The organism is Mucilaginibacter sp. P19, from assembly GCF_050632265.1.
Taxonomy (GTDB): Bacteria; Bacteroidota; Bacteroidia; order Sphingobacteriales; family Sphingobacteriaceae; genus Mucilaginibacter; species Mucilaginibacter gossypii.
The window spans coordinates 856,535-880,791 of record NZ_CP192586.1; the positions used below are offsets into that span (position 1 = coordinate 856,535).

At 43.5% G+C, this 24,257-nt stretch carries 22 protein-coding genes and 1 pseudogene; 18 read left to right on the top strand and 5 right to left on the bottom strand.

The window, feature by feature from the left end; translation table 11 throughout:
- Positions 1-31 precede the first annotated feature (31 nt).
- The 8 genes from ACQ86K_RS04220 to ACQ86K_RS04255 all read left to right on the top strand — a co-directional run bounded on the left by ACQ86K_RS04220 (position 32) and on the right by ACQ86K_RS04255 (position 12,616).
- Entirely contained in the window at positions 32-2,893 is a 2,862-nt protein-coding gene (locus ACQ86K_RS04220) for a triple tyrosine motif-containing protein (RefSeq protein WP_431199852.1), read from the top strand.
- A gap of 295 nt (positions 2,894-3,188) precedes the next feature.
- Positions 3,189-6,215 (top strand): SusC/RagA family TonB-linked outer membrane protein, encoded by a 3,027-nt coding sequence (locus tag ACQ86K_RS04225; protein ID WP_091172180.1) that lies wholly within the window; start codon positions 3,189-3,191, stop codon positions 6,213-6,215.
- An 11-nt stretch (positions 6,216-6,226) separates the two neighbouring features.
- Positions 6,227-6,964 (top strand): RagB/SusD family nutrient uptake outer membrane protein, encoded by a 738-nt coding sequence (locus ACQ86K_RS04230; protein ID WP_431199853.1) that lies wholly within the window; start codon positions 6,227-6,229, stop codon positions 6,962-6,964.
- The gene (locus tag ACQ86K_RS04235; protein WP_431199854.1) at positions 6,940-7,710 is read left to right on the top strand and encodes a RagB/SusD family nutrient uptake outer membrane protein; all 771 of its coding nucleotides are present in this window, start codon (positions 6,940-6,942) and stop codon (positions 7,708-7,710) included. The genes ACQ86K_RS04230 and ACQ86K_RS04235 overlap by 25 nt, the downstream gene beginning before the upstream one ends.
- A 20-nt stretch (positions 7,711-7,730) precedes the next feature.
- Positions 7,731-8,609: a LamG-like jellyroll fold domain-containing protein gene (locus tag ACQ86K_RS04240; RefSeq protein WP_091172186.1), complete on the top strand. Its 879-nt coding sequence runs from the start codon at positions 7,731-7,733 to the stop codon at positions 8,607-8,609.
- A 65-nt stretch (positions 8,610-8,674) separates the two neighbouring features.
- Complete coding sequence (locus tag ACQ86K_RS04245) at positions 8,675-10,345, top strand: glucoamylase family protein (RefSeq protein WP_091172188.1); 1,671 nt, start codon at positions 8,675-8,677, stop codon at positions 10,343-10,345.
- Position 10,346: 1 nt separating this feature from the next.
- Positions 10,347-11,717: a glucoamylase family protein gene (locus ACQ86K_RS04250; RefSeq protein ID WP_431199855.1), complete on the top strand. Its 1,371-nt coding sequence runs from the start codon at positions 10,347-10,349 to the stop codon at positions 11,715-11,717.
- A 128-nt stretch (positions 11,718-11,845) separates the two neighbouring features.
- Positions 11,846-12,616 (top strand): prolyl oligopeptidase family serine peptidase, encoded by a 771-nt coding sequence (locus tag ACQ86K_RS04255; RefSeq protein ID WP_218134494.1) that lies wholly within the window; start codon positions 11,846-11,848, stop codon positions 12,614-12,616.
- 263 nt (positions 12,617-12,879) lie between these two features.
- Here ACQ86K_RS04255 and ACQ86K_RS04260 read toward each other — a convergent pair whose 3' ends face one another.
- The 5 genes and pseudogenes from ACQ86K_RS04260 to ACQ86K_RS04280 form a co-directional block, all read right to left on the bottom strand.
- Positions 12,880-13,200, bottom strand: coding sequence for a hypothetical protein (locus ACQ86K_RS04260; RefSeq protein ID WP_431199856.1), 321 nt, complete (start codon positions 13,198-13,200; stop codon positions 12,880-12,882).
- A gap of 50 nt (positions 13,201-13,250) precedes the next feature.
- Complete coding sequence (locus ACQ86K_RS04265; protein WP_431199857.1) at positions 13,251-14,015, bottom strand: hypothetical protein; 765 nt, start codon at positions 14,013-14,015, stop codon at positions 13,251-13,253.
- Between the two features lie 91 nt (positions 14,016-14,106).
- Positions 14,107-14,274 (bottom strand): annotated as a pseudogene (locus ACQ86K_RS04270) (DUF2442 domain-containing protein); the annotation flags it as partial.
- 214 nt (positions 14,275-14,488) lie between these two features.
- Entirely contained in the window at positions 14,489-15,214 is a 726-nt protein-coding gene (locus ACQ86K_RS04275) for a YebC/PmpR family DNA-binding transcriptional regulator (RefSeq protein WP_091172198.1), read from the bottom strand.
- A 144-nt stretch (positions 15,215-15,358) separates the two neighbouring features.
- On the bottom strand, positions 15,359-16,312 hold the full coding sequence (locus ACQ86K_RS04280; protein WP_090534131.1) for an NAD-dependent epimerase/dehydratase family protein: 954 nt from the start codon (positions 16,310-16,312) through the stop codon (positions 15,359-15,361).
- 648 nt (positions 16,313-16,960) lie between these two features.
- Here ACQ86K_RS04280 and ACQ86K_RS04285 point away from each other — a divergent pair.
- From ACQ86K_RS04285 to ACQ86K_RS04330, 10 genes are all read left to right on the top strand, one after another.
- A complete protein-coding gene (locus ACQ86K_RS04285) occupies positions 16,961-17,968 on the top strand; it encodes an aspartate-semialdehyde dehydrogenase (protein ID WP_090534105.1) in 1,008 nt (335 codons plus the stop codon).
- A 76-nt stretch (positions 17,969-18,044) separates the two neighbouring features.
- On the top strand, positions 18,045-18,251 hold the full coding sequence (locus tag ACQ86K_RS04290) for a 2-oxoisovalerate dehydrogenase (RefSeq protein ID WP_091172201.1): 207 nt from the start codon (positions 18,045-18,047) through the stop codon (positions 18,249-18,251).
- Between the two features lie 17 nt (positions 18,252-18,268).
- A complete protein-coding gene (locus ACQ86K_RS04295) occupies positions 18,269-18,514 on the top strand; it encodes a type II toxin-antitoxin system HicA family toxin (protein ID WP_091172203.1) in 246 nt (81 codons plus the stop codon).
- Positions 18,515-18,565: 51 nt separating this feature from the next.
- Positions 18,566-19,348, top strand: a complete 783-nt coding sequence (locus tag ACQ86K_RS04300) for a hypothetical protein (protein WP_091172205.1) — start codon at positions 18,566-18,568, stop codon at positions 19,346-19,348.
- Between the two features lie 72 nt (positions 19,349-19,420).
- On the top strand, positions 19,421-20,203 hold the full coding sequence (locus ACQ86K_RS04305) for a hypothetical protein (protein WP_091172207.1): 783 nt from the start codon (positions 19,421-19,423) through the stop codon (positions 20,201-20,203).
- A 9-nt stretch (positions 20,204-20,212) separates the two neighbouring features.
- Positions 20,213-21,118 carry a LysR substrate-binding domain-containing protein gene (locus tag ACQ86K_RS04310; RefSeq protein ID WP_091172214.1) on the top strand — a complete coding sequence of 302 codons (906 nt, stop codon included), beginning with the start codon at positions 20,213-20,215 and terminating at the stop codon, positions 21,116-21,118.
- Positions 21,119-21,136: 18 nt separating this feature from the next.
- Positions 21,137-21,574 (top strand): hypothetical protein, encoded by a 438-nt coding sequence (locus tag ACQ86K_RS04315; RefSeq protein ID WP_091172216.1) that lies wholly within the window; start codon positions 21,137-21,139, stop codon positions 21,572-21,574.
- 114 nt (positions 21,575-21,688) lie between these two features.
- Positions 21,689-22,240 (top strand): type 1 glutamine amidotransferase domain-containing protein, encoded by a 552-nt coding sequence (locus ACQ86K_RS04320; RefSeq protein WP_091172217.1) that lies wholly within the window; start codon positions 21,689-21,691, stop codon positions 22,238-22,240.
- Positions 22,241-22,418: 178 nt separating this feature from the next.
- Positions 22,419-22,847, top strand: coding sequence for a phytoene desaturase family protein (locus ACQ86K_RS04325; protein WP_431199858.1), 429 nt, complete (start codon positions 22,419-22,421; stop codon positions 22,845-22,847).
- An 89-nt stretch (positions 22,848-22,936) separates the two neighbouring features.
- Positions 22,937-23,893 carry a phytoene desaturase family protein gene (locus ACQ86K_RS04330; RefSeq protein ID WP_431199859.1) on the top strand — a complete coding sequence of 319 codons (957 nt, stop codon included), beginning with the start codon at positions 22,937-22,939 and terminating at the stop codon, positions 23,891-23,893.
- The last annotated feature ends 364 nt before the right edge of the window (positions 23,894-24,257 follow it).

Sequence of the window (24,257 nt, forward strand, 5' to 3'; positions counted from 1 at the left end):
ACTACTTTAGCAAATTGAGCCGCTACATCCTATGCGTAAAACCCTGTGTATTATTATAGTTCTTGCTTTTATATCGGTTTGGCCCGCGTGGTCGGTAGATATTAAGAGCGTAGGTGTGCCGTATGTGCAAAATTATACAAAGGCCCTTTACCAGTTTGGTAACCAAAACTGGTCGGTAACGCGCGATGAGCACGATATCATGTACTTTGGTAATGCCGAAGGCCTGCTCACCTTTGATGGTAAATACTGGCAGCAGTACCACATGCCCAATGGCTTAATTGTACGCTCAGTTAGTGCTGATGGCAAGGGCAGGGTGTATGCCGGTGGATACGGTGAATTTGGCTATTGGCATAACGATGGTAAGGGCATTTTAAAATATACCTCACTCGTTAACCTGGTACCGAAAAACTTTTTACCGGTAACCGAAGAGATCTGGAAAATATATTGCGATAACAACAGGGTGCTTTTCCAATCATTCGGGGCTATCTATATTTATTCGGCTGGTAAAATTGAAGTTGTAAAAGCGCATGAGCCGTATTTGTTCCTTTTTAAATGTGGTAGCCGCTTTTTTGTGGAGCAATTAACAAAAGGGCTTTTTGAGCTTAAAGGTTTAAAGCTTGAATATATTGAAGGCAGCAATATTTTAGGTGCAAGTGGTGTGTTATCTATTTTGCCATTTCAACAGGGTAAATATCTCATCGGTACGGCAAAAAATGGTTTATTTATCTACGATGGTAAAACAGTTAAGCCATGGGTGAGCCAGGCAAATGATTTTTTAAAAACCTACCAGCTGAATAATGGCGCGGCCATCGCCGATAAGTATTTCGCCTATGGTACCATTCTTAATGGTATTGTGATCGTTGATACTGCCGGTCGTGTAGTGCAGCATATCAATAAAGCCAGCGGTATGCAAAACAATACGGTGTTAAGCCTTTATACCGATGCCAGCCAAAACCTTTGGGCCGGACTGGATAATGGTATCGATAGAATTGAGGTTAACTCGCCTTTGTATTTTTATTTCGACAAAACCGGCAAATTCGGTACGGTTTATTCAAGTATCATTTTTGATAAGAAGATCTATCTCGGCACTAATCAGGGACTATTTTATAGCGATTGGCTGCCCGATAATCATAACAGCCCCTTTCAAACATTCGACTTTAAACTGATCCCCGGTTCGCAGGGGCAGGTGTGGGATTTGTCCTTACAGGATAACAGGTTGCTGTGCGGCCATAACGACGGAACCTACCAGGTAAACGGAGCTTCGTTAAAAAAGATCTCGGATGTAACAGGCGGTTGGACCATTAAGAAAATGGCCCCCGATATGCTCATGCAGGGCACTTATACCGGCCTGGTGATCTACCGGAAAGATGCCGCTGGCAACTGGCAATTCAGCCATAAATTAGCGGGTTTCAGTGAACCTTCACGCTATGTTGAACGTGATGCCAAAGGTCAAATTTGGGTAAGCCACGCTTATAAGGGTATTTATAAGCTCACTTTAAGCGCCGATCAGCGCACTGTGGTATCGCACGTTTATTACGACCAAAAACATGGTTTGCCGGGTAGTTACAACATTAATGTATTTGATCTCGACAACCGCACGGTTTTCTCGTCAGATTTGGGTTTTTATGTGTATGATGATATTACCGACAGATTTTATAAATATCAGCAGCTTAATAGCAAACTGGGCACATTTGCCACCTCAAGCAAAATCATTAAGGCTATAGGCAAAAAATACTGGTTCATTAACCAGGGCAGGGTTGGTTTGGCCGATATGTCTGTTACCGGGAAGCTAACCATCGATACCAACAGGTTTTCAATCCTGAACGGACAGATGGTACAGCATTATGAAACCATTAACCGTATCAACAACTCAACCTATTTGATAAGTGTTGATGACGGGTTTGTGATATTAAACGATGCAGATGCTCAACTGCCCAATAGGATCAAAATACCTGATGTTTTGATCAGGAGGATAGAGAATGTTACCGATAAGGTATCGTTGATAACTGAAGCAGCAGAACAGAACAATAACATTGAAATACCTTACGCCGAAAATAACATCCGTATAAGTTATTCTCTGCCTTATTATACCCAGGCTAAAATCAGGTTTCAGTATTATCTGGAAGGCTATTCGCATCAATGGAGTGAGTGGATGCCGCAAAGCCAAAAGGAGTTTACGAATCTTAACCAGGGTACCTATAATTTCAAGGTGAGGGCTAAGATCAATGACCAGTATCAATCTGCTGTTTCAACAATAACTTTTACGGTATTGCCGCCATGGTATGCCGGCAAAATAGCGCTGGTGTTTTATGTATTGCTGGCTGTATTGCTATTTTATGTGATCAGGTATTACTACGGGCTTAAATTGAAAAAACATCAGCAGCAGATTCAACAAAAGCTGCAGAAAGAGAAGGAAGAATTTTTGAAGCAGGAAGCTATTGCAAATGAGCAGCACATCATCAATATAAAGAACGAGCAGCTGCAAGCCGACCTGGCCAGTAAAAGCCGTGAACTCGCAAATTCGGCCATGAACATAGTTTATAAAAATGAATTGCTGCAAAAAATAAGCGACGAGTTAACCCACCTCAAGGGGGGCGACGGTAAGAAGCTTGCCGACGAGCAATTGCGCCGTATCCAAAAAGTGATTGATGAAGGCATGAGCGATGAGCGTGACTGGAACATTTTTGAAACCAGTTTTAACGAAGCGCACGAAAATTTCTTTAAAAAATTAAAAGCCGGTCACCCCGACCTGGTGCCAAATGACCTTAAGCTATGCGCGTACCTGCGCATGAATATGAATAGTAAGGAGATAGCGTCACTGCTCAACATCTCTTTGCGGGGTGTCGAAATCTCGTCGTTACCGGCTGCGCAAAAAGCTCAATCTGGAGCATGATAAAAACCTAACCGAGTTTCTCATTGAGCTTTAATACTACATCATTACCTCTCATCGTGTCTTTAATACATCAATCCGGTGTAGCCGGTTGTGTAGTATGTATGGTATATGCTTTTTGTATGTATATATTTAATTGTCAGTTCATTGCAGATTAATAAAATTGCTCTTGAGAAAGTATTTTTATGATGATGTATTAATGTTGAGTATCAATATTTGTTAAGAAAACATTATCTGTTCAGCTTTGTAGAATAATAAACCAATTATTTCTAATCCGCTTTTTATTTAATTAACCACTATGAAAAGAATTTTTACTATTTCAGGGTTGATGTTATTGCTTCTTTTTTCTTTTGACGCTGCGTTTGCACAAAACGTTACAGTAAAAGGAAAAATAACCGACGCTGCTACCGGCGAAGCCTTGATAGGCGTATCGGTACAAGAAAAAGGAACAACTAACGGGACCCAAACAGATGTTAACGGCCTTTACTCAATTAAGGCATCAAAAAATGGAATCTTAACCATTACTTATATCGGTTATGCAACCAAGTCTGTACCGGTAAACGAACAAACCACATTGAATGTAACGCTGCAGGCACAAGCAAACGAATTGGCACAGGTTGTTGTGGTTGGTTACGGCACTCAGCGTAAGCTTGATGTTACCGGTTCGGTAGCATCGGTAAAAGGTACCGAAATTTCAAAACAGGCTTCGGTAAACCCAATAAGCGGTTTACAGGGTAAGGTTGCCGGTGTGCAGATCACCAACAGCGGTTCTCCGGGCGCTTCACCTGCGGTAAGTATTCGCGGTTTAGGTACTGTATTTGGTAATGTAAGCCCATTGTTTGTGGTTGACGGGGTTTGGTATGATGATATCAGTTTTCTTAACCCGCAGGATATCGAGAATATCTCTATTTTAAAAGATGCCTCAAGTACTGCTATTTATGGTATCCGTGCAGCCAACGGTGTTGTACTGGTTACAACCAAGCGCGGGGTCAAAGGCAAACCTGTTATTAATTATAACGGTTATGCAGGCTGGCAGTCGGTTACCAACCAGGTAAAAATGGCTAATGCTACCGAGTACGCAACGGCTATTAATGAGCTTTATACTTCTAATAACGTAAGCCCGGTATTATTCAGCGATCCGGCAAGCTACGGAAAAGGTACTGATTGGTATGGGCAAATCTTACGCAATGCTTTCGTAACAAATCATGAACTTTCAGTAAGCGGAGGCACCGAAAAGGTAACATACCACCTTTCATTCGGTTACCTTGACCAGGATGGTTTGGCTAAAACAAACAATTACAGGCGTTACACACTTCACTTATCAAACGATTTTAAACCTGTAAAAGGGCTTAAATTGGGATATACATTAAGTGGTTTATCCGGGAAATCGGCCGATGTAAACGGCGGAATTTTCCATCAGTTGTTTGGTGTGGCTCCAACCTTACCTGTTTATTATAAAGATGGTGCTTATGGCGATCCTAACGATTACCATACAGGTGATGGTAATAACTATAACCCGCAGGCTACACTTGATTTTTTCAATCAGAAATCAAGAAACATGCGCTTTACTTACAATGGGTATGGTGAAGTATCTTTTCTCAAAAACTTTAAATTTAAAACAAGCTTTGGCGGCGATATAGGTCAGGCCGAAGTTAGAGGATACACTCCGGTTTATGCCGCCACATTTGCACAAAAAAGCCTTGTATCAAACCTGGATGTTAACCACAGCGAAACCCGTAACTGGATCTGGGAAAACACACTTACCTACGATGTGAAAATCAAGGATCATAAAATAACCGCTTTATTAGGTTACAGCGCGCAAAATTATCGTACCAAACAGTTAGATGCGCATGCGCAAAATGTACCTTACGTTGGTAGCGGCAGCCAGCGCGGTTCGTTCCCTGATACGGCTAAGGTAACTTATTACGCTACTCCGGGCTCGCAGGTATATACCCGCGCTTTGTCGCAATTTGCGCGTGTTAACTATTCGTTTAAAGATAAATATCTCTTAAACGCCTCTATACGCCGCGATGGTGCATCGCAGTTTTACGGCGACCATACCTACGGGTACTTTCCGTCGGTAGGCGGTGGCTGGGTTATCACCAACGAGGATTTTATGAAAGATCAGAAGGTGTTTAACACTTTAAAATTACGTGCCAGCTGGGGTAAAGTAGGTAACTCAGGTGTACCTATTAACCCGAGCATCCTAACCGTATCTGCCGATCCTTACTTAACAGCGATATTTGGCACACCTCAAACAACGTTCCCTGGTGCAAGCGTTAACACAGTAGTACCGCCAACTATATTTTGGGAAAAAACCCAATCGACCGATTTTGGTATAGAGGGTGCGATTCTTAATAGCAAATTATCGTTTGAGGCTGATTATTATGATCGTAAAACCAAAGATGCCATCTATCCTCTTCCAATACTTGGATCGTTGGGTACAAATGGCGGCGTAGTGCTTGGCAACCAGGCTACCATCCAAAACCGCGGCGTCGAGTTCTTATTAAGTTGGAAAGACCAGGCTACCAAGGATTTTTATTACAGCATCAGCGCTAACCTTGGCATTAACACCAATAAAGTGTTAAATGTATTATCAGGAAATATTCCTATTTACCAGGGCGGTAACGGCATTGCCAATGGTCAGTTGGCTACCCGTACTGTGGTTGGTCAGCCCATCGGCGAGTTTTATGGTTACCAGGTAACCGGTATTTTCCAAACGCCACAGGAAGTTGCGGCATCAAAACAAACCAGCGCCAAACCTGGCGACTTTAAATACCAGGACACCAATAATGATGGTGTAATTGATAGCAAAGACCGCGTAGTTTTAGGTAGCCCGCTGCCAAAATATAACTACGGTATCAATACCTCGTTCACTTACCGAAACTTTGACCTGGCTCTGGATTTTCAGGGTACTGCCGATGTAAGTGTTTATAACGCCAATATTGCTTACCGTTTTGGTAACGAAAACTTCACTAAAGATTTTTTTGATCATCGCTGGCATGGCCCGGGTACTTCAAATACCTATCCATCAGTAAACGTGGGCTCGACAGACAATGCAAAACCTAACTCATTTTATGTAGAAAGCGGTGCCTACTTCAGGCTCAGAAATGCGCAGTTGGGTTATACCTTGCCGGGCAGCATCTTAAGCAAATGGAAAATTCAAAAAGTCAGGCTGTTTGCCAACGCTCAAAACGCCCTTAACTTTTTCGGCTACAAAGGCTTTAGCCCCGAAGTTGGCGGCTCTATAGGCAATATGGGTATCGATGCTAATGTGTATCCATTATACGCAACCTACAATTTTGGTGTTAACGTTACTTTTTAATCAATATAAAGATGAAAAACAGTAAAAAAACTTTATTGCAAAAGGCTGTTATTTTAGGCCTCGTTGCATCCGCAATATCATTTCAGGCTTGTAAAAAAAGCTTCTTAAATGTGGCCCCGGCGGGTAATCAATCTGCCACACAGTTTTGGAAAACACAGGATGATGCTACCAAGGCCGTAAATGCCATGTACGCAAACCTGCGCGAGTGGAAAAACATCGCCTTTGCCCCGATAGCTGTTGAAAGCATGGGATCGGACGATGCAGAAAAAGGCAGCAGCCCTACCGATGCTACCTTTATGAACAACTTTCACAATTTTACGGTTACAGCAGGCGAAGGCCAGGTTTCCGATTTTTGGGCAGGTCAGTATCAAACCATCAACTTCGCCAACCAAATACTGGGCAACGTGCCCGGCATAACTATGGATCAGGGCCTGAAAGCAAGATACCTTGCCGAAGCCAAATTTATCCGCGCTTATGCTTATTTCAGGCTGGTACGCGCTTTCGGTGATGTGCCGCTGCGTTTATCGTTACCCAAAAATGCATCTGATTACAACCTTCCACGTACTGCAAAGGCGCAGGTTTGGGCAGCTATTGAAAGCGATTTGAATGATGCGGCATCGGTTTTACCGCAATCATACGCTTCGGCCGATATAGGACATGCTACCAAAGGCGCCGCGCTTGCTTTACATGCAAAAGCAGCCCTGTATCAAAAAAATGGACCGATGTGGTTACCTATACTACCCAGGTAATGGGATTGGGTTATTCGCTGTATCCTGATTATGAGCAGTTGTTCCGCACTACGCACAAGAATAACCAGGAATCCATTTTCGAGGTACAGTGCATGCTGGTACCTAATAACCCGGATGCTTCTAATTCTCAGTATTCGCAGGTACAAGGCGTACGTGGCTCAACAGGCGGCGGCTGGGGCTTTAATGTACCAACTGCCGATCTGGCGGCTGCCTATGAAACAGGCGATCCACGCCGTGATGCTACCATCATCTTCCGCGGTGAAACTACGCCCGAAGGTGATAAGATCCCGGCCGATGGCGATAACCCGATGTACAATCAGAAATCGTACGTGCCATTTGGCCTGTATGTATCTGGTTTTAACGAAGGCTGTCAGCAAAATAAAATTGTTTTGCGCTATGCTGATGTGTTGCTGATGAATGCCGAAGCCAATAATGAGTTAGGTAACTCAGCACCTGCCTTAGCATCGCTTGAGTTGGTTCGCGCCCGCGCAAGGGCCGGCAACGCGGCTATATTGCCTAAGGTAACAGTTACAGGACAGGCCGATTTACGCGCCGCTATATACAAAGAGCGCCGTGTTGAATTTGCTATGGAGTTTGACCGCTATTTTGACGTGATCCGCCAGGGACGAGGCGCTGCCGTATTTGGTTCACGAGGCTGGAAGGCTGGCAAAAATGAGGTATGGCCTGTGCCGCAAAATGAAATTGACATTAGTGGCGGCACCTTAACACAAAATCCGGGTTATTGATCATCAAAAATTCAGCAACAATGAAATTACTACTTAACAATAAAATAAAAGCAACTCTGCTGGCCGGTGCTGTAGCGTGTGCCGGGATTACATCGTGCCAAAAAAGCTTCGACGCTAAATCGTACGCGCCGTCAAAACCGTTGCCAACTTATGGCGGTTACAGCAGCAGTAAAGATATCGAGCCGGCCAGCCTTGTGGCATATTACCCATTCACAACCAACCTGGCCGATAGCATTGCAGGTGGTACCGGTGTTGCCACCGGAACCAGTTTTGCCAAAGGTTTAAACGGTAACGGCTTAAAAGGAGCAGCCAGCGCTTACGCGCTTTATGATACCCCTGCCGGTATTAAAGCGTTGAAAAGTTTTACTGCCAGTATCTGGGTGAATATGCCTCAGAACAACGCCGCCATAGGTTTAATGGATATTCAAAATGATCAGCCCGGCGGTGCCGGTTTTTGGGGCAGCCTCGCCATATTTTTCGATAATGGCGGCTCGGCATCAAAAGGTGTACTTAAGGTGCATGCCTTTAACGTAGCAGGCAGCTCGGCCGGTGTTGATGGCTGGGAGGGTGGCTACAGCGTAGATGATCCATGGAATAAATGGATCAACGTAACCGTTTCGTTTGATGCGGCAAGCTCAACCATTTATGTTTATTACAACGGCGCGCAGGCTGGTAAAAACACAGTTACCGGTTTTGCACCGATGGATTGGAGCAAGGCTGCGAAAATGGTATTCGGTACTTTACAGTTTCAAACCACGCCTTCGCTTACCGCAAATACAGGTGCACAGGGTTGGGCAGGCTATGTTACAGGCACTTTAGATAATATCAGGTTTTATAATAAAGCGCTTACAGCATCGCAGGTTTCGGCCCTGTACAACCTCGAAGCTGCCGGAAGATAACACACAGTTGATTGATTTGGGTTGTCCTGCCTGGGGGCAGGCAACCTTTTTACACCCTCTCTACAATGATGAATACTAAAAGCAATTTGGTATTTGGAGCCATCGTTTTGTTTTTTGCCTGCGGTAAAAGCTCAAAAAGCAACCCCGATCCGGTTATCCCTGTGTCATCGTCATTTACTTTCAGCACACTTAAAGTTAATGGACAGGCCAGCGGTTTCAGTTATACAAACGTAAATGCAAAGCCGGCTATAGCTATTTCATTTTCAACCCCGCTTGGCCAGGCTTCAGTAACGGGGAGTGTTAGTCTTGCTACTAAAGCCGGAGCAGCTGCAGCTTATAGTGTGGCTTTTCAGCATCATGATAGTACCGTTGTGATAACGCCTACGGGGCTTTTGCCCATTACGCAATACTCACTTAAAGTTTCAACGGCTTTAAAATCTGCAAAAGGCAGTAATCTGCAATCGGCACTTGAGGTACAGCTTACTACCGCAATAGACAGTACTGCAAAGTTTCCGACCATAACCGATGAACAATTGCTTGATCTGGTTGAAAGGCAAACACTTAAATATTTTTATGATTTTGGCCATCCCACCAGCGGCCTTGCCCGCGAACGTAACTCATCGGGCGATGTAGTTACTTCGGGAGGGTCGGGTTTTGGCATTATGGCTATTGTTGCAGGTATAAGCCGCGGCTATATCTCTTACGCCGACGGCCTGGCCCGGATGCAGAAAATAGTGAGCTTTTTAAATACCAAAGCTCAAAAGTTTCATGGCGCGTTTCCGCATTGGCTAAACGGCGCTACAGGTGCGATAGTGCCATTCAGCACGCAGGATAACGGGGCCGACCTGGTTGAAACATCATACCTGATGCAGGGATTAATCACTGCCCGACAATATTTCAGCTCGGCCAATGCAGCCGAAACTCAATTGCGTGCAGACATCAATACTTTATGGAATGGTGTGGAGTGGGATTGGTTTAGGCAAAATGATCAGAATGCGCTGTACTGGCATTGGAGCCCAGATCAGGGCTGGGCTATCAACATGAAAATAACCGGTTGGAATGAGGCTCTTATTGTTTATGTACTCGGAGCGTCGTCAACAACACACAACATCCCAAAGACAGTTTATGACCAGGGATGGGCAGGTAGCGGCGGTATTAAAAATGGTAAAACCTTTTATGGCGTAACCCTTCCGCTTGGGCCTGACAGGGGAGGACCATTGTTTTTTGAGCATTACTCATTTTTGGGTATTAACCCAACAGGTTTAACAGATGCTTATGCCAACTACGAAACGCAAACCAAAGCTCACGCCATGATCAATTACAACTATTGTGTGGCTAATCCCCTGGGTAATGGCGGTTATAGCGCCAACTGCTGGGGATTAACAGCGAGCGATATTGACGGAGGGTATACGGCAAGCTCACCAACTAATGATGTAGGGGTTATAGCGCCAACTGCCGCAATTGCGTCATTGCCTTATACACCAACCCAATCGATGGCTGCCTTACACTTTTTTTATTATACCCTTGGTGATAAGTTATGGGGCCAATATGGCTTTTATGATGCTTTTAACTTAACCAACCCCTGGTTTGCCAATTCGTACCTGGCTATTGACCAGGGTCCTATCGTGGTTATGACCGAAAACTACAGAAGCGGGTTACTCTGGAGACTTTTCATGAGCGCGCCGGAAATAAAAACGGGAATGAAGAATTTAGGCTTTAGAGGACCAAACTTATAATGTGATTAATGATATATTAAATGAAAAAACTAATATTATCCTCCTTGTTAATGATGCTTGTACTGAGCGCTTTTGCCCAAAAGCAAACAAAAAAACAGAAGACGGCATTAAGCCTGTAGGTATTATCAAAAACCTTACGGATAGTGCTTTGCTTGATGTGGTGCAGCGCCAAACGTTCCGTTATTTCTGGGACTTTGGTCACCCGGTGAGCGGTCTGGCCAGGGAGCGCAGCAACACTTCTTTTGATTACGGTAACGAGGTGGTAACTACCGGTGGTTCGGGATTTGGTATCATGTCGCTCATTGTGGCTGATAGCCGCAAATGGATCACCCATGAGCAGGCGGTTGACCGTATGGTGAAGATCGTTAACTTTTTATACAAGGCCGATGCTTTTCATGGTGCTTTCCCACATTGGTTAAACGGCGAAACCGGTAAAGTGATCCGCTTTGGCCGTAAAGATGATGGGGCTGACATTGTGGAATCGGCTTATCTTTTTCAGGGTTTATTGTGTGCAAGACAATATTTTACTGCCGATGATCCTAAGGAACGCCGAATCCGCGATGTGATTAACTGGATGTGGGGCGAAATGGAATGGAGCTGGTTTACCCGCGATGGCCGCGACTACCTTTACTGGCACTGGAGCCCGAACAATGGCTGGGCCATGAACTTCCCGATCCACGGTTTTAACGAATGTTTGATCACTTACGTGCTTGCCGCATCTGCCGAACGTTACCCCGTTAGTGCCAATGTTTACCATAATGGTTGGGCGCAAAGCGATTTCTTTAAAAACGGCAGAACTTTTTATGGTTTTAAACTGCCGCTTGGTTTTGATTATGGCGGTCCGCTATTCTTCTCGCAATATTCTTTCCTGGGCCTTAATCCTAAGGGATTAAAGGACGAATATGCCGACTACTGGGAACAAAACAAAAATCACACCCTGATCAATCACGCTTACTGTGTTGATAATCCTAAAAAATTTAAGGGCTACGGTGAAAATTGCTGGGGATTAACTGCCAGCGATAACTTTGAGGGGTACAATGCACATTCGCCAACTAACGACCTCGGCGTAATTACGCCTACGGCCGCGCTATCCGCATTCCCATACACCCCGGAATATTCGATGAAAGCGTTGCGCCATTTTTATTATGACCTGGGCGATAAGATCTGGGGCGAGTATGGCTTTACCGATGCCTTCAGCGAATCGCATAACTGGTACGCCAACTCCTATTTGGCCATCGACCAGGGCCCGATCATTGTGATGATTGAAAACTACCGGACCGGTTTGCTCTGGAAACTTTTCATGAGCTGCCCCGAGGTTCAGGGTGGTTTGAAAAAACTGGGTTTTGAAAGCCCCGCTATCGTGAAAAATTAATTCGGCATAAAAAATAAACAAAAGGCCGTTAAAGAGGTTAAATTTGTTTTGAAGCCCGGGTGGCAATCACGCCGGTTGTAAAACAAAGAAGTATTTAACCCATGATTAAAGTAATACGAATTACAGGAATGCTAAGCTTGCTCTTAGCATTCTCTTTTTTAGCCAGATCCCAAAATTTGACCTCGTTTGACAGGGGCAGCTTTATTTTTAAAGTAGACACACTACCATACCGAATTTTATTTCCAAAGCATTTTAATCCGGGTCAAAAGTACCCTTTATTGTTTGTATTACACGGTTCGGGCGAACGGGGAAACAATAATGAGTCGCAACTGGCTTATGGGGCACAACGGTTTTTGCAGGACAGCTGCAGGGAGTTATACGAGTCCATCGTTGTTTTTCCGCAATGCCCGGCAAAAAGTTATTGGAGCAATGTAAAGCAGGTTACGGATTCGGCAACCAATAAGCGCAAATTCATTTTTCAGGAAGATGCGCCGCCAACAATGGCTATGATCATGCTCATGGGGCTTGTAGACCAGTTTTTGGAGAAACCATTTGTTGATAAGCATAAAGTTTATGTGGGGGGCCTGAGCATGGGTGGTATGGGGACATTTGAAATCATTGGCCGTGAACCTAAAGTATTTGCAGCAGCCTTTGCCATTTGCGGCGGCGATAATACGCTGAACGCAAAGAAATACGCTAAAAAAGTTCCGCTCTGGATCTTTCACGGTAATAATGACCCGGTAGTACCTGCCGATCATTCGCAGGTAATGGTTGATGCTATTAAAGAGGCGGGAGGCAAGCCGCGGTTTACGCTTTATCCAGGTGTAGGGCACAATAGTTGGGACAACGCGTTCAACGAGCCTGATCTGTTGCATTGGTTGTTTTCGCATAGTAAGTAGAGGCGGGTAACACAAAAATCATATCATTGAGGAGGGAAGACGAAGCAATCGCATGCTATACAGGGCGGTCACGCTAAACAAAATGAAAATTGCTTTAAAAAAAATGTCCTTTCGATTGAGCAGAGGTGGGCAATAGCGCTGGGGCGAAAGAGAAATCTTATATACCACGCAAGTCCGATAAGCATGTTTGCTCAGCAGGGAGTATAAGATTTCTCACTCGCTCCTCGCTCGAAATGACAATAAATTTGTTGAAAGTTATCGACCTATTCGTCCCCTTCTGATTTCTTGGGAAGATTTTTGGCGTTAAAACGTGGCTTGAATCCCAATTTAGGTGCGGGAGCTTCTTTAGCCGGCGACTGAGGTTCTTCAGTTGGCGTATCCTCTTTTTTATCTTCTGCGGATGCTTCGGCTTCAGGAACTGTCGGCTTCATTGCAGCTGCATTAAAGCGTGGTTTAAAGCCAAGCTTTGGTGCGGGAGGTTCAGAACCCGGTTTTACTTCTTCAATCGTTGGTTGCGGAATCTCGGCTGATGGTTTTGCCTCTTCAACTGGTTGTTCCGATTCAGCCGGTTTAGGGTTCATCATAGCGGCGTTGAAGCGTGGCTTGAATCCCACTTTAGGGGCAGGTGCTTCGGTTACCGGCGTTTGAAGCTCTTCAGACGGAGCATCCTCTTTTTCTCTTCAGCAGGCGCTTCATTTTCTACCGGTTTGGGTTTTACCATACTGGCATTAAAGCGTGGTTTAAATTCCATTTTAGCTGCTGGTGCATCCGCAGGTGGAGTTGTCGGAGTGTCTTCCTTTTTGTCTTCTGCCTGTGTTTCTGTTTCAGCTGGTTTGGGTTTTACCATGGCAGCGTTGAAACGTGGTTTAAAGCCCGGTTTGGCAGTTGGTGCAGGTGTTTCTGTTGCAGGAGCCCCAGCTTGTTGTTCCTTTTCGTTTTCAGGTGATGCTTCGCTTACTGCTGGTTTAGCTTTTGCCATAGCCGGGTTAAAGCGAGGCTTGAACGTTGGTTTGGGGGCAGTTTCAGGGGATGAAGCTTCTGACGTTGGGGGTTCAACTGCCCGTTGTATAGATTCTTCGGCTGGAGCTGCAGGTTTTGGTGCAGCCGGACGGAACTTCGGCGTAAAGCCAACTTTGCCCGGCGTAGCGGGTTCTGTTAAACTTTCGGTTATGGTTTGTTCGGCAAGCGGGTTTTTGATATGTGCTTTTTCGGTTTTAACTTCAAGCGGAACCGGGAACCGCCGCCTTAGTTTATTAAACCAGTATTTTTTGGTATGGTCAAAACTTTTTTCGCCCATTTGTTCAAAATGGTCTTTAAATTCAGAAAACAATGCCGGTTCGCCCTGTTCAAGCGCTACAAGGTCAATTCTTTTCTTCTTTAAAAATTCTTCAAAAACCATTTTTGTTTAGATATGAGATGTTAGATATGAGATTTGAGATAATTGAAGGTTTAGAGCCTTGTCTCATATCTCACGTCTCATATCTCAAATCTTATAGTGTTACATCCACAGCCAGCTTGTTAAAACGGATGCCTTTTTCGGTTTGGCTCCAGTCTTCACGTTCCTCATCGGTAGCGTTTAATAACTGTGGAAACCATTCCAACGGGAAAGCCTGCGGCTTGCCACCATCAGTTTCTACAAAAAGAAGGCCGTTGGCAAAGGTAACCTTTACTTTTTTCTCCTTTACGTGTGTTGAATAGTGGCATGATGTTTCTTCTTTATGTCATTGCGAGGAGGAACGACGAGAGCAATCGCATGCTGTACAGAGCGATGATGCTTCTGTGCGATTGCTACGCTATCGCTCGCAATGACATGGTGTTTATTGTTTGAGTGGAACTAAATCGAAATCGAAATTCCGGAATCCGATACCAGGATTACTCCGCCATATTATGGTAAACAGCCTGCACGTCGTCGTCTTCTTCCAAACGGTCAATCAGTTTCATAATTTCAGGCACCTGCTCTTCGCTTACAGCATGGAATGACTGCGGGATACGCTCCAGCTTGGCCGATTTTACTTCGATACCCATTTCTTCCAACGCTTTCTGCATTTTACCAAAATCTTCAAAAGCTGTATGGATTACCGCAATATCGTTGCCATTTTCATCGGCTTCAACAAATATTTCTTCCAAACCTGCGTCTATCAATTCAAGTTCAAGCTCTTCCAGGTCGCGGTCGCCCGGCTCAAAAGTGAAAACTGATTTACGGGTAAAGATAAAATCAAGCGAGCCGGTTTTGCCTAATGAGCCACCGTATTTGGTAAAGTAGCTGCGTACGTTGGCAACAGTACGGTTAGTATTATCGGTAGCGGTTTCAACCAACACGGCAACCCCGTAAGGCGCGTAACCTTCGTAAACAAGCTCTTCGTAATCTTTTTCGTCGCGGCTGCTGGCGCGTTTAATGGCGGCTTCAACACGGTCTTTAGGCATGTTTACGGCCTTGGCGTTTTGCACCGCGGTACGTAAGCGCGAATTGGTGTTAACATCGCCGCCGCCGGCTTTTACAGCCATTACAATTTCCTTACCTAAACGGGTAAACTGCACTGCCATTTTGGCCCAGCGCTTAAACTTTCTTTCTTTGCGGAATTCAAATGCTCTTCCCATGTTTTTTTAGTTCATTGTTCATGGTTGATAGTGATAGATCAACCTTGTTGTATTACAAAGCTTTGCCTTATAAAGACAAGGCGGTAAATATAATATTTGTTTATATAATGACGGATAAAAACCTTTATCCTTTCGCCTTTAACCTTAAATTATCGTTTTCAAATTGGTCAACATGTCGGCCACCATTTTTGGTAAGTCATATTCCAGTTTCCAGCCCCAGTCGTTTTGCGCGTAACTGTCATCTATTGACTTTGGCCAGCTATCGGCGATGGCTTGTCGCGGGTCGTTATTACTGTAACTGATTTCAAATTTAGGGATCAGTTTTTTGATTTCAGCCGCCAGTTGTTCGGGCGTAAAGCTAATGCCAGCCAGGTTATATGATGAGCGGATGCTGATCTGTTCGGCAGGTGCATCCATCAAACTGATGGTAGCCCTGATGGCATCATCCATATACATCATGGGCAGGGCAGTCCCTTCGGCCAGAAAGCTTTCATAGCTGCCCGTTTTTAATGCCTGGTGAAATATATGTACGGCATAATCGGTAGTGCCGCCGCCCGGATTGGCTTTCCAGCCGATCAGGCCCGGGTAACGGATACTGCGTACATCAAGACCGTATTTATTAAAATAATATTCGCACCAGCGCTCGCCGGCCAATTTACTAAAACCATAAACCGTGTTAGGATCCATTACACAATACTGCGGCGTATTATGCTGCGGCGAATGCGGACCGAAAACCGCTATTGAGCTTGGCCAAAAAACTTTACTTACTTTAAACTCAACTGCAAAATCAAGCACATGCAGCAAACCGGTCATATTCAGGTCCCAGGCCATTTTGGGTTTTTGCTCGCCTACTGCCGAAAGAATGGCAGCTAACAGGTAAACTTGTGTTGGGCGGTGCTTATCAAATATGTGGTGCAGGTTGTCTTTATCAAGTACATTGATTAATTCAAATGGCCCGCTGCTGCCACGCATAGCATATGTTGGGCTGTTAATATCCGAAGCTATAACCGTTTCGGCCCCGTGTATATTTCTCAAAGCCATTACCAGTTCGGTACCGATCTGGCCGTTGGCGCCTATCACTAAGATCTTTTCGCTCATGCAATATTGAGTTTACCGCGCAAAGGTAGGGTTTTTAGGTGAGTGGTTAATTAAGTTGATTAAGTGAGTGGTTGTTTTGTTTTTTGAGATTACGCCGATTAGGGGATTGATTACGTAGATTTTTTTGTTTGTGTTGCCTGTTGGTTTAATGCTTACGGATGCTGCGTTAGCGATAGTAGCGATACCGGCCTGTGGCTAATGCCTGTGCAGTATAAGCGTATAGCGCGGGCCGCAGGCAACGCCATTATTCTGAACCTGGATTTTTACGATTTAAGGATTGTCAGGATGTTGTCTGAAACTCGAATTAAACGAATTGTTTGAATTTCTGAAATTTTGCATGGTATTCACTTAATTCTAAAAATTCCGGTTCAGACAAATTAATCGTTTTTTAGAAGTCACAAGTCAGCCACCCATTAGGCCTTCGCTCAAGACTTGCGCCAGTAAGGGAAAATTTTGATTCAGACAAACAAACCACTCACCTAATCAACTTAATCAACCAGTCACCCAATGTCCACAAAAACCATAGACTTTATATTTTCAGGATAGCAAAAAAATGTGCATATTTGAGGGTTTAACTTTTAAAACACATAATTAATTAAAAACAGGCGCTGTGAAGCAGCCTGATACATTTCAAAAACAATTTAAAAAATGAAAGTCGCAGTAGTAGGTGCTACAGGATTAGTAGGCACCAAAATGTTGCAGGTTCTTGCAGAACGCAACTTCCCCGTTACAGAATTAATTCCCGTAGCTTCAGAAAAAAGTATTGGTAAAGAAATTACTTTTAAGGGTAAGCAGTTTAAGGTGGTTTCTGTTGAGGATGCGATTAAGATGAAGCCGGACGTAGCAATTTTCTCGGCCGGCGGAAGCACTTCATTACAGCAGGCTCCTTTATTTGCAGCTGCTGGTACAACTGTTATTGATAACTCATCGGCATGGCGTATGGACCCAACCAAAAAACTGGTTGTACCCGAAGTAAATGCTGATGTACTTACAGCCGAAGATAAGATCATCGCCAATCCAAATTGCTCAACCATACAAATGGTAGTGGCTTTAAAACCACTGCACGATAAATATAAAATTAAAAGGGTGGTAGTTTCAACCTACCAGTCGGTTACCGGTACCGGTGTTAAAGCTGTTGACCAGTTATTTAACGAGCGTAAAGGTATCGACGGCCCTAAAGTTTACCCTTACACTATCGATTTAAACGTGATCCCGCAGATTGATGTATTTACCGAAAACGGTTATACTAAAGAGGAAATGAAAATGATCCTCGAAACCAAAAAGATCATGGGCGATGATAGCATTAAAGTAACTGCTACCACCGTGCGGATCCCGGTTATGGGTGGCCACTCGGAGTCGGTTAACATTGAGTTTGCAAATGATTTTGACCTGGCAGAAGTTCGTGAACTGTTAGCTAACGCTCCCGGCATTGTTGTGGTTGACGATACTGCTAACCTGAAATACCCTATGCCGCTCGACGCGCATGATAAAGATGAGGTATTTGTAGGCCGCATCCGTCGTGACGAAACCCAGGACAATACACTTAACTGCTGGATAGTATCTGATAACCTGCGTAAAGGTGCAGCTACTAATGCCGTGCAAATTGCCGAGTACCTTGCTGCTCAGCACTTGATTGGCCAGCCGGTTGAGGCATAAGTAAATGAGAAAATATAGGCCCCATAGCACACATGCTATGGGGTTTTTTTGTGAAGAATATTTCTTAAATTTGAATATGAACGAAATATTTTTCCTTGTTGAAGAAGCGATAGAGGGCGGTTATAACGCGAGGGCAATCGGCGAGTCGATTTTTACAGAAGGAGATACGCTTGATGAGCTAAAAGCCAATATTCGCGATGCTGTCCATTGTCATTTTGATGAAGATAAGCTTCCTAAAATCATTCGGCTCCATTTGGTTAAGGAGGAAGTGATAACCGTTTAATTTTTCTGAAAATACCTATGTCTCCAAGAGCTCCCCGTGATGTTTCAGGAAAAGATCTGATCAAAGTTTTATTGAAATATGGTTACGAGGTTATAAGACAAACCGGAAGCCATATCAGGTTATCGATTACGCTTAATGATGGCGTAAAGAATATTACCATCCCAAATCACGATCCTATAAAGTTAGGAACACTTATGGCGATCATCAATGACGTTGCGGAACAGCTGAAAATTAATAAAGAAGATATTATCAATAAATTATAGGATAGGGATAGTCATTTGATTATCCCTATTTTTATGCTGTAATATTGGGGTATGAAAGCCTTGAACCTGATTGTTATTTTCTGTTTTATCACATCGGTTAAACTCTTCGCGCAAACACCGCAAGCTATTGAAGCCGACTTACTCAAATCATTTAAAAAGATTGAATATTGGGACGAGCAGCAAGGCAAATGGAATGAAAATGCGGGCGATTCCCTTATTAAAGCCAATGATGCTTTTAGTAATAAATTAAAACGTTATACAGAAACCTATCCTTATACTATAAACTTACCTTTTAACTCGCTAAAAAAAGCGCAACTTGATATTTTCACTTCGGCGGATGGATTGTTCAGGATTTACTCATGGGATACATGGACTGGAGGCACTATGCACATTTGTGCCAACGTGTTACAATACAAAGCCGGCGATAAAACAAAGTCATCTTTGATGAACAACCCAGGGGACGGCGGCGCTCCTTTTTATTCAAACTTATATACTTTCAAAGCCGGCGATAAAACTTACTATTTTGGCATTTATGGAGTTATTGAATCATCAAGATATGCCGGTACCGGGATCAGGTTATTTGCCATTCAAAACGGTGTTTTGAATAATGATGTAAAGATCATTAAAACGCAATCGGGTTTTCATAATGAAATTTTTTATGAATATGATTTTGGATCAGTGGTTGATCTGCCGTTTGAAAAACGGCCGACTATCACTTTTGATCAAACAACGCAAACTATACATGTACCGTTGGTAAATGCCAAAGCACAGGTTACTTCAAAATTTATCAAATACAAATTCAACGGACGGTATTTTGAAAAAATAAAAAGCTAAAAAACAGCTAACTGGCAATCATCGTAACAGAATGTCTGCCGGATTTGCTTTTTTTGTGTATCTTGTTTACCGATGAAAACCTTTAAGTTAATAATTGTTTTCTGCTGCTGCTTTTACTCAGCAAATTTGTTTGCTCAAAGTCCGCAGGCTATTGAGGCCGATCTGTTACGGATTTTTAAAAGGGTAAACTATTACGGCTCCCACAAAAAAGAGTGGAAAGCAATTGATTCATTAGAAAAAATGAACAAGATCTTTGGCTTTAAGCTGAAGTACTATACCTCCAAATATCCCGGAACAATAAACTATCCCTTTACCGAACTGGTGAAAGAGCGGGTTGTGATAGCCACATCTGCTGATGGTTTGTTCCGTACTTATTCCTGGGATACCAGGTTGGGCAGCACCGGCTATGATTTTGATAATGTTTTGCAATACAAGGTTAGCGGCAAAGTATCGTCATCGCTTAAAATGGATTCCGTTGGCAAAAAGCATAACCCGGTTTACTGGTACTCCAAAATTTATACGCTTAAGGCCAATAACAAAGTTTATTATCTGGCAGCATATAATTCGGTACGTTCAAGTGTTGATGCTACCCAGGGCATCCAGTTTTTTACTATCGAAAGCGGGAAGTTAAACGGTACCGTGTTACTGGTTAAAACCCAAACCGGCATGCATAGTAAGTTATATTTTGATTATAGCTTTCTTTCGGTAGTTAATATGAAAGTGATCCCGACTATTTATTATGACGCTAAAACACAAAGCATCCATAGTCCGTTAGTTAATGCAAACCGAGAGGTTACCCGCGACTATATCGTATATAAATTTACAGGTAAGTACTTTGAACGGGTAAAAAATTAACTTTGCCCCATGATCTCTTTTGCCCACCGTGTATTTATGGAAGTTGCCGCCAACCTGAGTTTCAGTAAGGCAGCCCAGGTACTGTTTATTACACAGCCGGCCATCAGCAAGCATGTGAAGGCGCTTGAAGATCAATATAAAGTGCCCCTGTTTGAGCGTAAAGGCAACAGTATCTTATTAACTGAAGCCGGAAATAAGCTAAATGAGTATTTACAGCAGGCAACAGAGATAGAGCGGAAGGTAGAGTATGATCTTTCGGTGTTAAGTAATCTTTCGCAGGCTGCCGGGCATTTGCGTTTGGGCGCAAGTACAACTATTGCCCTGTATATTTTACCTTCGATACTTTCTGGTTTTCAGCGCGAGTACGCCAATGTGGATGTACAGCTTGTAAACCGTAACAGCGAGTACATCCTGAACGCTTTGTTAAATCATGAGGTTGATATTGGTATAATTGAGGTTGATAATAAACTCACTACCGTATCATACAAACCATTTATGAGTGATGAGGTGATCCCGGTTTGCTCGGCTAAAAGTCCGCTGGCAGGCAAGTCATTAACACTAAAGCAGTTTGTAAAAACACCCCTCGCCGTGAGAGAGCGTGGTTCGGGCACGTTGAATGCCGTATTAAAAGCCTTGTCTGCTTTGCATATTAAACCGGCCGATCTGTCGGTAAAGATCCGCCTTGGTGGTACCGAGGCTTTGAAAAACTTCCTCCTGGCCGATCAATGCCTTGGCTTTATGCCGCGCCCATCAATTATCCGTCAATTGGCCGAAGGTGATTTGGTTGAAGTACCTATTGAAGGATTGAAAATTAAGCGTGATTTCTTTTTTATCCGCCGTAAGGGGACAGAGGATTATGGGCTGACAAGTAACTTTATAAACTACGCGTTGCAGCATACGGAAAATCAAGGCTAAACTATTTCGAATTTAACCATGCCGCTTAAGATATATTCAATTGATCGTATTGAAATAGAAAAGGCAGTCCTTAGTTGGATTGAATTGTTAGCTAACGGAAGATACGATGAAGCTTATCAGTTAACTCTTCATGATCCTTATTATCAATGGAGCCCGTCAAATATTAAAGACATAATAAACGGATATGGATTGCCTGACGAACAGTTAGAGGAAAAGTATAAGGTTACGTCTCCGGAATCCGCAATAATCAATGGTAACATCGATCCAAATAAAGATATAGACTTTTTTGATTATACTATTAGAAAGATTGATGAGCGACATGACATGACAATAATAGGATACGTTATTTATGATTTGCCTATAAATGGTGAATGGAGCGATCTTTCTGCAACATTCAAAATCCTACAAACAGACAACTTTTTAATGCTTGAGTTAAATGAAATTCATATGCTCTAAGCTTGATTAGCAAGATTCTATCTTCTCTTTTAAAATTCCTAAAACCATCCTTATTTTTGCCTGTATTTATATTGTATTTAAATTTTATAATCATTAATTAATAAATTATAAATTATGGCAAGTTTAAACGGTCGTAAGGTGGCAATCCTTACCGAAGAAGGATTTGAGCAGGTTGAATTAACAAGCCCAAAACAAGCCCTTGAGCAGGCAGGTGCAACAGTACATGTGATATCACCCAAAAGCGGAAAAATCAAAGCCTGGGATAAAACTAACTGGGGTATCGAAATCAATGTTGATAAAGAGCTTAATGAAGTAAGCCCTGATGATTACGATGCGCTGGTTTTACCTGGCGGTGTGCTTAATCCCGATAAGTTGAGACAAAATAAAGATGCCGTTGCCTTTGCATCTGCGTTTTTGGATGAGGGCAAGCCGGTAGCGGCAATATGCCACGGCCCGCAATTGCTGATAGAAACAGGCATGATCAACAGCAGAAGGTTAACGTCATATCCATCTTTACAAACCGATCTTAAAAACGCCGGTGCTGATTGGGTTGATGAAGAGGTGGTGGTTGATAAGGGCCTGGTAACAAGTCGCCGCCCTGATGATTTGGAAGCATTTAACCGCAAAGCTATTGAAGAGATTGGCGAAGGCGTTCATCATGTGTAGTTTTTGCGCCGGGATTTTTATAGGATTTTTGGGAGTACAGGATTTTTCTCTGGTTTAAAGAGATCCGATCAATGTGATTGCAGTTTATAACATTTGACATTAGTTGGATTTTTCTAATCAGGTCAGAAAAAATCCTGTTAATCCTAAAAATCCCCCGAATCCCGGTTATCTTTACCCCATGCCTCTCCCCAAAAAAGCTTTAATTATTGGTGCCGGTATAGCGGGCATTGCGACAGCTATCCGCCTGGCGGTAAAAGGATATCAGGTTGAAGTTTATGAAGCTAATAGTTACCCCGGTGGTAAGTTAAGCCAGTTTGAGCAGGATAGTTACCGCTTTGACGCCGGGCCGAGCCTGTTTACCATGCCGCAATATGTTAACGAGCTTTTTAAGCTGGCGGGAAGAAATCCGTCTGATTATTTCAGGTATCAAAAGCTCGATGTTGTTTGCAGATATTTTTATGAAGATGGTACGCGTTTAACCGCTTACGCTAATGCAGGCAAGTTTAGTGATGAGATACAGGAAAAGACAGGAGAACCTGCTGCAGCTGTAAAGCATTACCTTGATAACAGCAGTATGGTTTATAACGTTACCAACCACGTTTTTTAGAGCGCTCCCTGCATCGGCTTAAAACCTATCTGCGCTGGGATACCGTCAAATCAATATTTCAGTTTGGTAAGATAGATGCCTTTCGCACTATGCACAAGGCCAATGAGGTCTTTTTCAAGGATAAAAGGATAGTGCAATTTTTCGACAGGTATGCAACCTATAATGGTTCAAATCCTTATAGCGCACCGGCCACGCTGAACGTAATCCCGCACCTGGAGCAGCATTTCGGCGCTTATTTTCCGGAGGGTGGGATGTATAACATAACTTCTTGCTTAGTGGCGCTGGCCGAATCATTAGGTATTAAATTTCACTACAATAACCCGGTAGCAGAAATTGCATTGCAAGGTCACACAGTAAGGGGGATCAAGACGAATGATGGAGTAATTGAAGGGGATCTTGTGGTATCCAATATGGATATCTGGTTCACCTATCACAAGCTGCTAAGCAATTATCCCAAACTTTATCCTCAAAAAATATTAAACCAGGAGCGAAGCAGTTCGGCCCTGATATTTTATTGGGGGATCCGGTATCAGTTCAGGGAGCTTGACCTGCATAACATTTTTTTCAGTGCTGATTACGAGGCCGAGTTTAATCACATTTGGCGGGAAAAGGAGATTTATCATGACCCTACCGTTTACCTTAACATCAGCTCCAAATATAAACCAAACGATGCTCCCGAGAGTTGCGAAAATTGGTTTGTGATGATCAACGTACCTGCTAACACCGGGCAGGATTGGGATGCACTGATAGCCGGGGCGAGGGAAAATGTATTAAATAAGTTAAGCCGTTTGCTAAATAAAGACATCCGCAAACTTATTGCTAATGAAAGCATCCTTGATCCGCGGAGTATCGAAAGCCGCACGTCTTCGTACCAGGGCTCCCTTTATGGTACCAGCTCCAACAGCCGGTTTGCAGCATTTTTACGGCATGCCAATAAATCCTCAAAAATAAAAGGTTTATATTTTTGCGGGGGAAGCGTACACCCGGGAGGAGGGATCCCGTTGTGTTTGCTGTCGGCAAAAATTGTGAGTGAGTTGGTTGGTTAAAGGAGGAAGATTGGAGTTTAAGTTACCAATATCCCCCTCCTTTTGGCTATTATGTATCACAGTTTCTATTAAATGAAAGTGTCAGTAAGTTTAATATAATAGACGTCCCGACTTATGAAGTTCAAAGCTTCGTAAGTCTTCAACTGCTTTTTTAGCATTCATCGGATCCAAAACTTTCCCATGAAATATAAAAAGGGGTGTCATGGGTAGGCCCTCGAAGCATGGCGGGCTGGGCCTCTGCGCACGAGTCTTCGACAGGCTCAGACTGACAGGCCCTCTTTTGCCATTTCACCTTCAGAGGCCTCCGGATTTAAACACTCGGACTGACAGGCCCCTTTGTCATTTTTCCTTCACAGGCCACCGG